The organism is Bradyrhizobium sp. KZN70725 (genome assembly GCF_055264925.1).
This window is the reverse complement of sequence record NZ_JBUYWT010000012.1, coordinates 69847-83188: the sequence shown is the minus strand read 5'-3', so window position 1 is coordinate 83188 and position 13342 is coordinate 69847. Positions and strand designations below refer to the sequence as shown.

Here is a 13342-nt window from a genome sequence, read left to right as displayed (position 1 = left end):
ACGTGACGCTTGAAGTTTGGTGAGAGGTGCTTTAGATTCCGCAGTGTCTCGCCAGACACCATCATTCGGAATCGGGTCGCCCTCTCGGCGGCCCTTTTCATTTTCAGCCATATGGATTACGCGGCCTCCGATGACTTCAGGAGTGCGCTCGCCTCCAGGAGGCCCTCGATCAGCTCGAGGAGATAGCTGCCGCCGACGACGATGTGACGCGGTGTCCGCTCCCAGTCGTGGTCTCGGTGACGCTCGAAAACGGCGATTTCGCACTTCCTGTCGCCATCGCTGTAGTCGCGCAAGGTGATCCTGAATTCTTCCCTTCCGCTAGACTTGCGAACTGAGGCAACGAGCCGCGCCTGATTAGGAGATGCCATCTACGCGGCCTCCTGGATCTTACCAGCGGCTATCAGCTTAGCAGTCTGCCAAGCCTCGATATCGTCGCTCGCCCAAGCGACCGATCGCCGGCCGATAGCGAAGGACTTCGGGAAAGTCCCGTCCGCCATTCCCTCGTAGATCGCCGACCTGCTGAGGCCGCTAGCAGCCCTTACATCTTCAAGACGCAGAAACCGTTTCGCCATTGCTCACCGTTCCTTTGCCGGATGTTTCGAGGAAGTCCCGAAACACGAGCTAGGATGCCGGTGAATGAGCATTGTTTCGTCAGCAACAATTCAGGTGTCTTTTTCGCGCGGTTTTGCCCTGCGCAATTCTTGTTCGATCTCGAGCCAGTATTTCTGAAAGTGCTTTTCGCCTTCATTGAGCCCCATCCTCGACTGAAGATCGAGCCGGTACCTCGCAATGGCCTGCGACCGCTTGGAGCCGCTTGACTGATAAGCGCGTATTGCCCGCACGGCGCGGCTAACCGGGCTGAAGGGATTCTTCGCCGGCCGGCCGCGCTTTCGTTCATCCAATAGGTCCGCCAACGCCAGTTGGTCTTGTCGGGTCAGCTTATAGTCGGAGCGCAGAAGGTCGATCAGCCCCTGCTTCGCTTTCGCCTTTCCATTGGCATCTTTCTTCTGGCCAATTGAGAGAACTGCGGCGCTCACCAAATCTTCGTTCATTTGGCGCCCCTTAGAGGAACGATGGCTGCTGAGACAGCCCGCGGTTTTGAAGCGCAGTAGTTTGCCCAGTCCTGCATCAGTCGCCGACGCCGCTCAAGCATATTGGACCGCCTGTAGGCCGCCTCGACCTTGTCGCTGACGGTGTGCGAAAGCGCGATCTCGGCCATCTCGTTTGGATAGCTGGTCATATCGCCACACCAATCCCGAAACGAAGACCTGAAGCCATGAACGGTGGCGTAGTCGGGTTTGTAACCCATGCCCTTCAGCAACTCGGACATGGCTGCGTTGGAGAGCCCGGCGCCCTTCTCGCCGCCCGGAAACAAGAATTCGCCTTCGCGTGGCGTGGCCTCCAAAACGGCCATGGCTTGTTTTGAGAGCGGAACGACGTGATCTCGCTTGCGAGCCCCTCTCTTCCCCTTCATTCGTTCCTTGGGAACGGTCCAGAGCGTCGCCACCTCATCGATCTCAGCCAGCTTGCCACCGATCGTGTCGGCCGTGCGCGCTGCCGTCAGGATTGTGAACTCGAGAGCCCTGGCGCTGATGCTTTCGTTGGCGCGAAGCTTTGCCATGAATTCCGGGATTTCAGCATAGGGCAATGCCGGGTGGTGTTCGACGGGTGCGACCTGAGACTTGGCTGGCAGTAACTGGTCCAGATGGCCCCGCCACCTCGCCGGATTTTCTCCTGTTCGGAGCTCCAGGACCTTGGCGCGATCGAGCACCTTTTCGATTCGACCTCGCACGCGATTGGCGGTCTCTGTCTTCTCGGTCCAGATCGGCTGCAGGATCTTCGTGATATGCGCCGTCTCGACCATCTGAACGGGAAGCTTGCCGATGACCGGATATGCGTAGGTCTCTAGAGTGGACGTCCACTGGGCAGCGTGCTTCGCGTTCTTCCAACCCGATCTATGGGCCGCTATGTACCCCTCAGCGCATTCCTTGAATGTGAGCGCCTTGGCCTTCTCGGCCGCCTGGGCGGCCTTCCTGGCGTCGCGGTCTGCGATGGGGTCGATGCCATCAACTACCAGCAGGTGGGCCGCGCTGGCCTTCTTGCGGGCTTCTGCCAGCGTCACCCTGTCGTAGTCGCCAAGCCCCATCTTGCGGGCTACACCCGCAATCATAAATCTGAACACCCAGGCCTTGGTTTGCGATTTGCTGACTTGCAGATAGAGGCCATTGCCGTCGCCGTAGAGGCCCGGCTCTAAGTCATTCTTTTTCGTGAAGTTTACGGAGAGCTTGTTGGAGGCGCGACCCATTGGGGTTCTCTCGCTGGACAATTCTACGCACAAATCCTGCGTGGAACATACCGGAAATCTTCGGATGTTGCCAGACCGTAGAAATGCAGGAAGTATCTATTTTAGAAGGATATTTGAACGTCTTCGGATGTTGACGAATTCAAACGGGACGGACACCCCTTCCGCCACTGCTTTCGATGTCCAGCCCGGAGACATGGGTAACAGGTCGTACCTAAGACATGGTGACAGCCTCGTGCCGAACGGGTTGTCGAGGGGTTGCAGGGTTTTCTGCTCCAGGTCGAAGTATCCCAAATCATAGTGCATGAAGCTGACGAGCCAAATGCCGTCGTCGACCTCCTTGATGCCGAGTTTTTGTCCAGCCAGCACGGTGGAGAGGTTGATGCGCTTGCGGTGCAGGCAGAGCCGTCCACAGGCGGTGACGAGCACCTCGCGATCGTGGAGTGGTCTCCTGCTTGAGCGTGAGGTGCATGCGCTCGTGACGGCCGTTCTGCTGCGGATGGCCGGGCTTGATGCGTTCGATGGCAATGCCAAGCCGCAGCCACCACACCGAGAGCTTTGAGAGATTGAACAAGGCGTTGGGACTGGCAAACGGCACGCCATTGTCGGAGCGAATGGCGCGCGGCATGCCGCGCTCACGGAACAACCGCTCGAAGGCCGCAATGGCCGGCTCCTCGCGGGTGGAATCGAGCGCTTCGCACAACAGCAGGAAGCGCGAGGCATGGTCGGTGACGGTCAGCGGGTAGCAATAACGGCCATTGCCGGGCTTGAATTCGCCCTTGAAGTCGGCGCACCACAGATCATTGGGTCCGGCCCCCGCGGACAGAGGCGTGCCGCGCGCGCGGTGGCGCGGCACGCCTGCGCGCTTGACCAGGCCATGGCGATCGAGAACCGCATGGATGGTGCTCTTGGCCGGAACCCGGATATCGCCGTCGAGCCGCCGGACCAAGAGCTCACGGATCTTGCGCGCACCCCAGTGCGGTTTCTCGGCTTTGAGACGAACAATCAGGCCCTCGATTGGCTCGGGGAGCTGATTGGCATAGCGCACCGGTCGCCGCGACCGATCGCATAGCGCCGCCGCGCCCTGTTCCCTGTAGCGATCGAAAATCTTGTAGCCGGTCTTGCGGGACACGCCGAACTCCCGGCAGACGTCCGTCATGGCCTCCCCGTCCAGCAGACGGGCGACAAAGCGAAGGCGCTCTTCCATCACCGAACTCGCTTTCCACGGCATCCACACCTCCCGCAGAACAAAAGCGGAAAGTGTAACCCATGTGTCCGGTACGAAATGTCACCTATGTCTCGGGCCGCTCATCGATTGGGCGACTGTCCGGCCGGGGCTCGGAGCTGAGACCAAGGCGGCCGCGATAGCCAACCACCAGATGGCCGCAACGAAGGTAACGGGTTGTGCGCCGCCGTATCCAGCCACCTCCCGCAGGACGTGATCCGCAGAAAGTGATCGCTTCGGCGTTGTGCGGTTGTTTCCGAATATTGCTCGGGCTGGAGCCGTGATGATAGCTCTGAGGAGCAATGCGTCGCGCACTACCTTGGGTTTTGGCCGTTACTTTTCTGATTGGTTTTGTCGCTTCCTTTGCGGAGCTGCAGAGGATGCGCAACCGTTTCGGCGAAGTGTCTCAGCACGCCTTTCACGATCATGCCGCGGTGCGCGAATTCATGATACGCGCTGCGCTCGCCGACGCGCCGGCGCCGATCGTCGTGCTTGGCGATAGCATCACCGAAATGGCTCCGCTGCCCCGGCAGCTCTGCGGACGTCCGGTCGTCAATGCCGGCGTTGGCGGTCAGACCATCGCGGAGGCAAAGCAACTCGCCCGGCGCGTGCTGCAGGACCAGGGCGCGTTCTTGCTCGTGCTCGCGGTCGGCGCCAACGACGCCGGATCGCCAACGGCGCAACGCGACTTCACCGACCTCATCGAGACCGTCAAGTCGCTCTCGACGCGGCCATTGGTGGCCATCGCCGTCGCAGCTGACGAATCGACCAACCGGGCGATCGAAGCCGCCGCAGTTGCGCGTGGTGTTCGGTTTATCGACCCGCATCTGCCGCCGGGCGCGAAGATGGCCGACGGCATTCACTTCACCGCCGCCGCCTACAAGGCCTGGGTGCCGGCACTTGAGGCGGCGATCTCGGCGGAATGCACGATGTGACGCGCAGTCAGGTTTGCCGGATGAACTCCGCAATCAGGCCGGCAATTTCCTCAGGCGCATCCTCGAAGCAGTAATGCCCGACACCGGCAAGGCGCCGGACGGGTGCCGCCGGGAAGATTGCGGAGAACAGCGGCAGGAAATGCTCTGCGCGCAGCGTGCGATCCGCCTCGCCCCAGATCGCGAGCGCAGGCTTGCTGCGGATCAAGCGGTCGGCGGCGGGATCGGGCGCCTGGAATTGATGCGCGCCGATCGCAAAACCCTTGGCCCAGCCGATCGCACCGAGGCAGTCCGCCGGACGGGCGAAATGCGCGCCGTAGGCGGCGAGCCAGGCGTCCGTGATGACGGCGTTGTTCTCGAATCCGTTGAGCTTCAGCGTGCTCAAAATGTTGAAGCCGAGCTGTCCGAGAACCGGCTCAAGGTCGCCGCTCGCCTCGGCCTTTGCGATCCATTGAAACCACGGCGAGACCTGCGCGTTGGCGGCGACGCGATCGAACAGATCGCTCTGCCCGAACGGCGTTGGCCCGTTGGCGGAGACGATGCGACGAATCCGGCCCGGATGCCGGGCCGCCAGCCCCATGCCGACCGGGCCGCCGAAATCATGCATGACCAGCGTGATGTCGGTGAGATCGAGCGCGCGGACCAGCGCTTCGAGATTGTCGACATGGTCCTGCAGCCAATAGCTGCGATGCGCCGGCGTCGCGCTCTTGCCAAAACCCATGTGATCCGGAACGACCACCCGGTGCGTCGCACTGAGGCTCGGCACGAGGTGGCGGAACAGATAGCCCCAGCTTGGTTCGCCGTGCAGGCAAAGCACCACCTCGCCGTCCCGCGGACCTTCGTCGACATAATGCATCTGAAAGCCCGGCGCCGCGCTGAAATGCGGTGCGAAAGGAAAAGTGCCGTCGAACGCGGCGTCGGCTTGGATCATGGCGCACCTCAGGAGGTTTTAATTTGCAACCATCGTGTATCGCTTGAGGTTTTACTTTGCAACCAATATATCGAACCCACGATCGGGTGGTTTTCCGGCCGCGCTCTGAGCGCCGATCATCCCCAGGGAATGAGTGTTGAGGATCACGATGGCCAAGCGAGTGAGCCACAGGGACTCGATGTGCGGCGTCGCCCGGCCGCTGGATGCGATCGGCGACTGGTGGTCGCTGCTGATTGTCCGCGATGCGTTCGACGGGCTGCGCCGCTTCGGCGAGTTTCAGAAGAGCCTCGGGCTTGCCAAGAACATTCTCTCGGCCCGGCTCCGCAATCTTCTGGCGCACGGCATCATGGAGACGATGCCCGCAAGCGACGGCAGCCCCTACCAGGAATATGTGCTGACCGAAAAGGGACGCGGGCTCTTCCCTCTTCTTGTCGCGCTCCGGCAGTGGGGTGAGGATTTCTTCTTTGAGCCCGATGAGGCGCATGTGCTGCTGGTCGACCGCAAGAACGGGCTGCCGGTGCGACGGCTCGAATTGCGCGCGCAAGATGGACGCGTCGTTGGCGCGGAGGACACGATGGTGCGGCTTCCGCCGGCTTCACCTGAGTGAGTGAAGCAAGCGTGTCGCGCGCGCCGTCAACGGCAACCGGATGTTAACTCTCCGTGCCGCAGCATCCGCGCGTGGAGGTTCGACCAATGCAGACATTCCGGATTTCGCTGAGCGATGGGACGCGGCAATTCCACACCGCGATTCAGGCGCCGGACCCCGCTTCCGCGCGCATCAAGGCCGCCTATTTCTTCGATATCTCGAAGTGGCGGATTTTGAGCGTGTCGCTGAGTGGAGCCAGCGCCGCGGCGGCGTAGTCGCTGCGCGCCCTACGCCATCCGGTCGAGTTCATTGGCGGCGAACTGTGCAATCGTAAGGTCGATTTCGGCGAGCGGATCGTCATCCCCCAGAAACCATGCGGCCGACAAGCCGGTCCAGGCTACGATCCATGACAGCAGGCGCCGGCGATCCAGCCGCGCGGCTTCAACGACGATGTCGAGCCGCCGCGCAAAGCGTCCGGGTTCGGTCGCGACCGGCCGTGTCGGATCCGCAAGATCCGGATTGGTGAAGATGTTGGCGAAGTCGAAGCCGCGCTCGCCGACGAGATGCTTCGGATCGATCGCAAGCCAGCCGCGCGCGCCGAAGTCGAGCACGTTGTCATGGTGCAGGTCGCCATGCAGGACCACGATCTCGCGCTGACTGCCCAGCAGAGCTTCGGCAACTTCCGCCGATCGGTTCAGAATGCCGCCATGCGCCCTCGCCGCGGGCCACAACTCACGAAACCAGTGCGTCAGCGGCGTCAGATCCGGCCGCGGCTTCGCTCGCTCGGCGTGAAGCCGATCAGCCGTTGCGCAGAGAATCCTGCAGGCCTCGTCGTCCCGGCCGGTTCGCGCCATTTCGCTGAGCGAAGCCGATCCCGTCGCCCTCTCGAGCAGAAGGGCGTCGCCGTCACGGGCAAGAACCCGCGCCGCACCTTCGCCGTCCCACCACTCCATCACGATGGCACCGAGGCGCTCGTCCGGCTCGTGCGAGAGCTTGAGCATGGCCGGCTCCCCATGCCGGCGCACCGGCAGCAACCGTGCGGCATGCGTCACGATCGGGGCGCCGTCGGGGACAAGACTCCAGGCCAAGAGATAGGGAGCGAACATTTGGGTGGACTGACCCGAGACGAAGAAGCGAGCCTCGTGGTTCTAATCATTGCTTCCGCGCGCTGCCACGCCGGTTCCCTGCGGCGCATCGTGGCAGGGCCACGCGAACCGGTTCCCCGCTGCCCTGGCCATGTTGGCTGATGACAGCCCCCACCCATCTCGCGCTACAATGTCGCAGCCGGTGCTACGGAGGTTGTGGCGATGCCGCGAAAGGGAATTACCGGACACGACGAATGGGTGGTCACGGAGGCCCTGGCCACAGCGCTGGTGGCGCTCGAACAATTGCCGTCAAAGCATCAGCCGCGCGCGCATATGGAGGATGTCCGAAAAATCCTGACCGCCAGATGTGAGGCCGGCGCCGTCACGCTGCATCTTGCGCAGGCCAAGTGCCGGTTGTTTCCCGACACCGATCCCCTGACCATCTACGAGGAGTATGGCCTCAAGGACGGGCTAGGCTAGCGCGCGCCGCCTGCAGCGCTAGTCGCGGCTGACGCGCCAGATCGTGCCGTTGCCGTCTTCGGAGACCAGCAGTGCGCCGTCGCGCGCGACCGTCACACCGACCGGACGGCCCCAGACCTCATTGTCGCCGATGACGAAGCCGGTGACGAAATCCTCGTACTCGCCGGTCGGCACGCCGTCCTTCAGCCTGATGCGGATGACCTTGTAGCCGGTGCGCTTCGACCGATTCCACGAGCCGTGTTCGGCAGCAAAAGCATCGCCGCGATATTCCGGCGGAAAACTGCTGCCGGTGTAGAAGGTCAGGCCAAGCGACGCCGAGTGGGCCTGCAATAGCACGTCAGGGACCGTCACCTTGTCCTTCAGGTCGGGCCGCGCGCCGGCATGCGCGGGGTCTTCGTTGCCGCCGATGTAGTACCAGGGCCAGCCGTAGAACGCGCCTTCGCGGACCCGCGTCACATAGTCGGGCACGAGGTTGTCGCCGCGGCCGTCGCACTCGTTGGTCGAGCACCACGGCGTGCCGCTTCCCGGCTGGATCGCAAGCCCGACGCAATTGCGGATCCCGGTGGCAAACAGCTTCTGGTTCTTGCCATCAGGATCGAAGGCGAGCACGGCGGCGCGATCGGTCTCGTCGCCCCAGGCCGCGCCGAGCGCATGGTCGCGGCTCCAGGCCTCGATGCCCTTCGGCGGGCGACCCAGCCCCTCGCCTGCGTTGCCGGCGGAGCCGACCGACACCAGCATCCGCTTGTCGTCCGGCGTGAACACGATATCACGCGTGGAATGGCCGTAGCCGGGCGGCAGCCGGGCGACGATCGTCTCGGGCTTTCCCGACGTCTTGAGATCGCCGTTGCGGTAGGCAAAGCGCACGACGCTGTCGGTGTTGGCGACATAGAGCCATTGCGGATTGTCACCGCTCGGAAAGAACGCGATGCCGAACGGCTGGTTCAGGCCGGTTGCGTAGACTTCATTGGTCGCAGGCCTGGTGGCGCCCTCGGCGCTGCGCAGGATACGAATGCGGCCGGAGCCGGTTTCCACCACGTAGATATCGCCATTGGGCGCGGTCCGGATGATCCGCGGGCCGCTGAGCCCGCTCGCAAACAGTTCGACCTTGAACCCTGCCGGCACCTGCGGCGTGGCCGATGCAGGTCTCGGCATGACGCGCGGAAACTTGCTGCTCGACGCCGTTGCCCCGGGCTTGGGCAAGTCCTGCGGCGTGATCAGGCGCACCGTGCCCGGCTTGTCGCGTTGCCAGTCGCCGAAGGCTTCCGCGCCTTTCAGCACGGGCTCGGCGCCCGACCGCGTGATGCTGATCGCCGCGAGGAAGACGACCGACAGACCCGCACCGACAAGACTCGTCCTGGGCATATGCTCCTCGCGCGATTTCCCTTCGGCCACGCCGTTCATAGCGTGGTTCGGCCGCTCCCGCGTTCACAATGTCGTCTGCTCTAATGTCCCTTGGGTGGCGCCGTCAGATCGACCGGTTTGATGATCAGCGCCAGCGGGATCATCACGAGGCCGATGATCGAGAGCATCCAGAACACGTCGATATAGGCGAGCAGGTCGACCTGCCGCTGCAAGGTCTGGCCGACCCAGGCGACCGCCTGGGACGCGGCGTCCGATGCGTTCGACCCCTGTGCCTCAAAGAAGCGCGTCATCGTGTCGATGGTCTGCTGATACCCGATGTCGGACGGCGCGGCATGTTCGACCAGCCGGCTCTGGTGGAATTGCTGGCGTTGCGCCAGCGCGGTCTGCGCGAGTGCGACGCCCATCGACCCGCCGATGTTGCGCGCGACGTTGATCAGCGCCGAGGCTTGGTTGGTCTTGTCCGGCGGCACGCCGTCATATGAGGCCGTCGTGACGGGGAGAAACAGGAACGGAAGCCCGGCGGAGAGAAAGATGCGTGAGAGCGCAGCATAGCCATAGGTGATGTCGCCGTTCAGTCCCGTCAGGTGCCACATCGAGAATGCGACGATGCAGCCGCCGATCGCGATCAGATATTTCGGCTGGACGCGGCTGACCAGATGGCCGACCACCGGCATCAAGATCAGCGTGACGACGCCGCCGGGCGACAGTGCGAGCCCGGCAAGCAGCGCAGTATAGTTCAGCTCGGTCTGCAACAGCTGCGGCAGGAGCTGCGTCGACGAGATCAGCACCGCGCCGGTGCACAGCATCACCAGGAAGCACGATCCGAACTGGCGACGTCCCAGCAGGCGGAGATCGACGATCGGGTCCTTGCGCGTCAGCTCCCAGGGGATCAGCGCGATCAGGCAAATCGCAGAGGCCAGCGCGAAGCCGACGATCATGTTGGACCCGAACCAGTCCTTGCGCTGGCCTTCGTCGAGCACGAATTCGAGCGAACCGAGCCCGATCGCGACCAGTACGAAGCCGATGTAGTCGACGCGCAGGCCGTCCTTGAGGAGCTCCTTGCGCTCCTGCTCGGCGCCGAACGGCTCCTTGACCAGCGTCCCGACCAGGAACAGCGAGAGCAAGCCCATCGGCACGTTGATCAGAAAGATCCAGTGCCAGCTATAGGTATCGGTGATCCAGCCGCCGAGCGTTGGCCCGACCACGGGAGCAACCACCACCGCGACGCCGTAGATCGCGAACGCCTGGCCACGCTTGGCCGGCGGAAAGGAGTCGGCGAGGATCGCCTGCTCGCTCGTCGCCATCCCGCCGCCGCCAAGGCCCTGGATGATCCGGAACAGAACCAGCGCCTCTAGGCTCCAGGCAAGCCCGCACAGCAGGGACGCGAACGCGAAGGTGCCGACGCAGATCATGTAGAAGCGCTTGCGGCCGATCACGGTCGAGAGCCAGCCCGAGATCGACAGCACGATCGCGTTGGCGACCAGATAGCTGGTGATCACATAGGTGCTCTCGTCGATGCCGACGGCCAGGCCGCCCGCGATATGGCGCAAGGCCACGTTCGCGATCGTGGTGTCCAGCACCTCCATGAATGTCGCGATCGAGACGACGAAGGCAATCAGATAAGGATTATGTCCGCCGGCAGCCGAACGCTCCGGCGACCAGGCCGCGCCGCCGCCTGCCGCAACGTCGCTCATCGCACCCTGGTCCAGGGCACGACCGACATGCCCGGCCCGATCGGAACGTCATTCGGCCAATTGTCGATCACGATCTTCACGGGAACGCGCTGCACGACCTTGACGAAATTGCCGGTCGCGTTCTCCGCCGGCAGCAGGCTGAACGCAGTGCCCGAGCCCGGCTGAACCGAAGCCACGCGGCCAGTGAGCTTGCGCCCCGGATACGCATCGATCCTGATCTCGACCGGCTGGCCCGGCCGCATGTCCGTCAGCTGCGTTTCCTTGTAGTTGGCGGTGATCCAGACCTCGTCAGGAACGAACATCATGACGCTCTGGGCCGGCGCCACATAGGTGCCGACCGCGCCGCTCAGCTTGACGACGCGTCCGGATTGCGCCGCGACGATGCGGGTATATTGCAGGTTCAATTTGGCCTGATCGAGCTGGGCCTGCGCCTGCTCCAGCGATGCCTTGCTGCTCTTGAGCTGAGCCTCGAGCGTCTTGACGCCGAGCTCAGCGGCAGTCACTGCCGTTCTGGCGCGGCTGGCATTGGCCTGCTGGGCGTCGAGATCCGAGCGGGTCTGCTGCTGCCGCTGCACCGTGCCCGCGCCCTTTTCGACGAGGTTCTGGGCGCGCTCCGCCTCCTCCCGCGCGAACTTCAATTGCGCCTCGGCCTGTTGCTGCTGCGCCTTGGCTTCCTTGATCTGCTCCTGCTGGCTGTCGATCTGGGCCTCGACATTGGCGATATTGGCCTCTGCGACCGCGACCTGTGCGCTGGCCTGATCGACTGATATCTTGTAGTCGCGCTCGTCGATCCTCGCGAGGAGATCGCCGGCATTGACGTGCTGGTTGTCGGTGACGGGGACCTCGACGACATAGCCGCCGACCTTTGCTGCCACGGCAAAGCTGCGTGCGGCCACGAACGCGTCATCGGTCGATTCATAGTGACGCACGTTGAGCCAATAGCTCACGCCACCCATGATCGCGAGCAGGAGCAGACAGGCGCCGACTGTGGCAAGCAGCCAGTGCTCGCGCAGCCGGTCGCGCATCGATGGCTTGCGCTCGGTTTCCTGCTGTGGCGCGGATCCGCGGTCGGGTCGCGATCCTTGCTCGGGGTTGCGCTCGGGCTGCCGCGGCTTCTCCCCGGACGGCCCGCGCTCTCTGGTTTGGGCATCCAAGGCAGCACCTCAAGCCACGAATGGAGCGATCAAGCCCCGTTAACCGCAGCGTCCGGCGCTTGGTTCCTGTTCGATGGGAGGCGCTACACGGCCCTGGAACTGACCATGGGCTGGCGCTGCTCGGCCGTCGACAAATCGCGGTAGGCCGCGGGCTCTCCAGCCAGCGCCTTGAGCGGAACCGTGAGCCGGCACACCAGGCCCTCGGTGCGCCAATCGAAGTCGGCGCGGCCGCCGAGCTGGGTCTCGATGCTGGCGATGACGCTTCTCGTGCCGAAACCTCTCTGCTTCGGCTTGGTCACGGGAGGTCCGCCGGATTCCACCCAGGCCAGGATCAACGTTTCGTCGTGCAGTTCCCAGGTGATCGCAAGCCGGCCCGACAGCACCGACAGGCTACCGTATTTGGCGGAGTTGGTGACGAGCTCATGCAGCGCCAGCGCCAAGGTCTGCGCGGTCGCGGGCTGCAACTGCACCTCTTCGCCATCGATCTGGATCTGTCCGGCTTCCGAATACGGCGCGATCTCCTCGGCGACCAGCCGCCGGATTTCGGCGCCCTGCCAGCTCGACAGCGACAGCACGGTGTGAACGCGTGCCAGCGCTGTGATGCGGCCCTCGACCGCCCGCACATAGGCGGTCACGTTCTGCGCGCGCGTCAGCCGCACGATCGATTGTGCCAGCGCGAGCGCGTTCTTGGCGCGATGGTCCACCTCGCGGGTCAACAGGCTCTGCCGCTCCTCGGCCTTCTTGCGATCGGTGATGTCGACGGTGACGCCGCTCACCCGTACCACCTTGCCGTTGCGGTCGCTGGTGGCCGCGGCTGTACCGACGCACCAGCGCACTTCGCCGTCCGGCCGCATGACGCGGAATTCGGTTTCATAGGACGTCTGGCCCTTGCCGAAGCCGGTCCAGGCTTGCCGGAGGTGCTCGACATCGTCGGGATGAAACAGCGCCTGTATATTGTCGGAGGTGAGCTTGAAGGATTTCGGGTCGACGCCGAAGATCTTGTATTGCCCCTCGTCCCACATCCAGTCGCCGTTGACCCAATCCCAGTCCCACGAGCCCATCTTGCCGGCCGCAATCGCCATGCTGCGGCGTGCCTCGCTTTCGACCAGTCGCGTGGTCGACTGCTCGAGCTCGGCGGTGCGTGCGCGCACGCGGTCCTCGAGCTCCGCGTTGAGGCGTTCGAGCTGTCGTGTCTTGCGGTAGAGCTCGGCGAACACGCGGATCTTTGCCCGCAGCACCTCGGGCACGACGGGCACCGGCACGTAATCGACCGCGCCCATCTCGTAGCCGCGGAGCCGATCGATATCGCTGACCTGGATCGCCGAGATGAAGATCATCGCGGTCTTCTGGAAGCGCGGATGGTCGCGGATCATCGCCGCGAGCTCGAAGCCGTCGAGCTCTGGCATGCAGACGTCGACCAGGATGACCGCGACTTCGTTCTTGAGCAGGAACTCCAGCGCCTCGCGGCCCGACGACGCGGCGACCAGTGTCTCGCCGAGCTCCTTCAGGATGACCTCATAGGCCAGCAGCTTCGCCGGCTGGTCATCGACCAGAAGGATGTTTACCTTTTCGTGGTCCATCATGTTCGATC

Annotated in this window: 14 protein-coding genes and 1 pseudogene; 4 read left to right on the top strand and 11 right to left on the bottom strand. The window is 63.6% G+C overall.

The genetic code is table 11. From position 1 onward, the window contains the following. Nucleotides 1–116 precede the first annotated feature (116 nt). The 5 genes and pseudogenes from ACZBJS_RS14105 to ACZBJS_RS14085 form a co-directional block, all read right to left on the bottom strand. Nucleotides 117–368 carry a hypothetical protein gene (locus tag ACZBJS_RS14105; protein WP_463438824.1) on the bottom strand — a complete coding sequence of 84 codons (252 nt, stop codon included), beginning with the start codon at nt 366–368 and terminating at the stop codon, nt 117–119. Continuing rightward, entirely contained in the window at nt 369–572 is a 204-nt protein-coding gene (locus tag ACZBJS_RS14100; RefSeq protein ID WP_463438823.1) for a helix-turn-helix transcriptional regulator, read from the bottom strand. A 90-nt stretch (nt 573–662) separates the two neighbouring features. Next, on the bottom strand, nt 663–1052 hold the full coding sequence (locus tag ACZBJS_RS14095; RefSeq protein ID WP_463438822.1) for a hypothetical protein: 390 nt from the start codon (nt 1050–1052) through the stop codon (nt 663–665). After that, nucleotides 1049–2305: a tyrosine-type recombinase/integrase gene (locus ACZBJS_RS14090; protein WP_463438821.1), complete on the bottom strand. Its 1257-nt coding sequence runs from the start codon at nt 2303–2305 to the stop codon at nt 1049–1051. Before ACZBJS_RS14090 ends, ACZBJS_RS14095 begins: the two co-directional genes overlap by 4 nt. A 225-nt stretch (nt 2306–2530) precedes the next feature. Beyond that, a pseudogene (locus ACZBJS_RS14085) lies at nt 2531–3533 on the bottom strand (DDE-type integrase/transposase/recombinase); the annotation flags it as partial. A 374-nt stretch (nt 3534–3907) separates the two neighbouring features. Between ACZBJS_RS14085 and ACZBJS_RS14080 the strand changes: the two are divergent. Beyond that, nucleotides 3908–4462, top strand: coding sequence for an SGNH/GDSL hydrolase family protein (locus ACZBJS_RS14080; protein WP_057018668.1), 555 nt, complete (start codon nt 3908–3910; stop codon nt 4460–4462). A 7-nt stretch (nt 4463–4469) separates the two neighbouring features. Here the strand turns inward: ACZBJS_RS14080 and ACZBJS_RS14075 are convergent, their stop codons facing one another. Then, nucleotides 4470–5390, bottom strand: coding sequence for an alpha/beta fold hydrolase (locus ACZBJS_RS14075; RefSeq protein WP_463438820.1), 921 nt, complete (start codon nt 5388–5390; stop codon nt 4470–4472). Between the two features lie 148 nt (nt 5391–5538). Here ACZBJS_RS14075 and ACZBJS_RS14070 point away from each other — a divergent pair, with 148 nt between their 5' ends. Then, nucleotides 5539–5997, top strand: a complete 459-nt coding sequence (locus ACZBJS_RS14070; RefSeq protein ID WP_082653901.1) for a winged helix-turn-helix transcriptional regulator — start codon at nt 5539–5541, stop codon at nt 5995–5997. 86 nt (nt 5998–6083) lie between these two features. Continuing rightward, nucleotides 6084–6251 (top strand): hypothetical protein, encoded by a 168-nt coding sequence (locus tag ACZBJS_RS14065; RefSeq protein WP_016847764.1) that lies wholly within the window; start codon nt 6084–6086, stop codon nt 6249–6251. Nucleotides 6252–6263: 12 nt separating this feature from the next. Here the strand turns inward: ACZBJS_RS14065 and ACZBJS_RS14060 are convergent, their stop codons facing one another. Next, a complete protein-coding gene (locus tag ACZBJS_RS14060) occupies nt 6264–7082 on the bottom strand; it encodes an aminoglycoside phosphotransferase family protein (protein ID WP_057018670.1) in 819 nt (272 codons plus the stop codon). A 201-nt stretch (nt 7083–7283) separates the two neighbouring features. On the opposite strand from ACZBJS_RS14060, the gene ACZBJS_RS14055 reads away from it, so the two are divergent. After that, nucleotides 7284–7541 (top strand): hypothetical protein, encoded by a 258-nt coding sequence (locus ACZBJS_RS14055; protein ID WP_028340659.1) that lies wholly within the window; start codon nt 7284–7286, stop codon nt 7539–7541. A gap of 18 nt (nt 7542–7559) precedes the next feature. Here ACZBJS_RS14055 and ACZBJS_RS14050 read toward each other — a convergent pair whose 3' ends face one another. The 4 genes from ACZBJS_RS14050 to ACZBJS_RS14035 all read right to left on the bottom strand — a co-directional run bounded on the left by ACZBJS_RS14050 (nt 7560) and on the right by ACZBJS_RS14035 (nt 13331). Further along, a complete protein-coding gene (locus ACZBJS_RS14050; RefSeq protein WP_463438819.1) occupies nt 7560–8903 on the bottom strand; it encodes a PQQ-dependent sugar dehydrogenase in 1344 nt (447 codons plus the stop codon). 80 nt (nt 8904–8983) lie between these two features. Next, entirely contained in the window at nt 8984–10597 is a 1614-nt protein-coding gene (locus ACZBJS_RS14045; RefSeq protein WP_057018671.1) for a DHA2 family efflux MFS transporter permease subunit, read from the bottom strand. Beyond that, a complete protein-coding gene (locus ACZBJS_RS14040) occupies nt 10594–11751 on the bottom strand; it encodes an HlyD family secretion protein (protein WP_168856379.1) in 1158 nt (385 codons plus the stop codon). Before ACZBJS_RS14040 ends, ACZBJS_RS14045 begins: the two co-directional genes overlap by 4 nt. Nucleotides 11752–11834: 83 nt before the next feature. Beyond that, on the bottom strand, nt 11835–13331 hold the full coding sequence (locus ACZBJS_RS14035; RefSeq protein ID WP_057018673.1) for a sensor histidine kinase: 1497 nt from the start codon (nt 13329–13331) through the stop codon (nt 11835–11837). Between the last annotated feature and the right edge of the window lie 11 nt (nt 13332–13342).

Bases quoted from the DNA above. Each gene is read 5' to 3' on its own strand.
- ACZBJS_RS14105 (WP_463438824.1), bottom strand. From the start codon at position 368: ATGGCATCTCCTAATCAGGCGCGGCTCGTTGCCTCAGTTCGCAAGTCT.
- ACZBJS_RS14100 (WP_463438823.1), bottom strand. From the start codon at position 572: ATGGCGAAACGGTTTCTGCGTCTTGAAGATGTAAGGGCTGCTAGCGGC.
- ACZBJS_RS14095 (WP_463438822.1), bottom strand. From the start codon at position 1,052: ATGAACGAAGATTTGGTGAGCGCCGCAGTTCTCTCAATTGGCCAGAAG.
- ACZBJS_RS14090 (WP_463438821.1), bottom strand. From the start codon at position 2,305: ATGGGTCGCGCCTCCAACAAGCTCTCCGTAAACTTCACGAAAAAGAAT.
- ACZBJS_RS14080 (WP_057018668.1), top strand. From the start codon at position 3,908: ATGCGCAACCGTTTCGGCGAAGTGTCTCAGCACGCCTTTCACGATCAT.
- ACZBJS_RS14075 (WP_463438820.1), bottom strand. From the start codon at position 5,390: ATGATCCAAGCCGACGCCGCGTTCGACGGCACTTTTCCTTTCGCACCG.
- ACZBJS_RS14070 (WP_082653901.1), top strand. From the start codon at position 5,539: ATGGCCAAGCGAGTGAGCCACAGGGACTCGATGTGCGGCGTCGCCCGG.
- ACZBJS_RS14065 (WP_016847764.1), top strand. From the start codon at position 6,084: ATGCAGACATTCCGGATTTCGCTGAGCGATGGGACGCGGCAATTCCAC.
- ACZBJS_RS14060 (WP_057018670.1), bottom strand. From the start codon at position 7,082: ATGTTCGCTCCCTATCTCTTGGCCTGGAGTCTTGTCCCCGACGGCGCC.
- ACZBJS_RS14055 (WP_028340659.1), top strand. From the start codon at position 7,284: ATGCCGCGAAAGGGAATTACCGGACACGACGAATGGGTGGTCACGGAG.
- ACZBJS_RS14050 (WP_463438819.1), bottom strand. From the start codon at position 8,903: ATGCCCAGGACGAGTCTTGTCGGTGCGGGTCTGTCGGTCGTCTTCCTC.
- ACZBJS_RS14045 (WP_057018671.1), bottom strand. From the start codon at position 10,597: ATGAGCGACGTTGCGGCAGGCGGCGGCGCGGCCTGGTCGCCGGAGCGT.
- ACZBJS_RS14035 (WP_057018673.1), bottom strand. From the start codon at position 13,331: ATGGACCACGAAAAGGTAAACATCCTTCTGGTCGATGACCAGCCGGCG.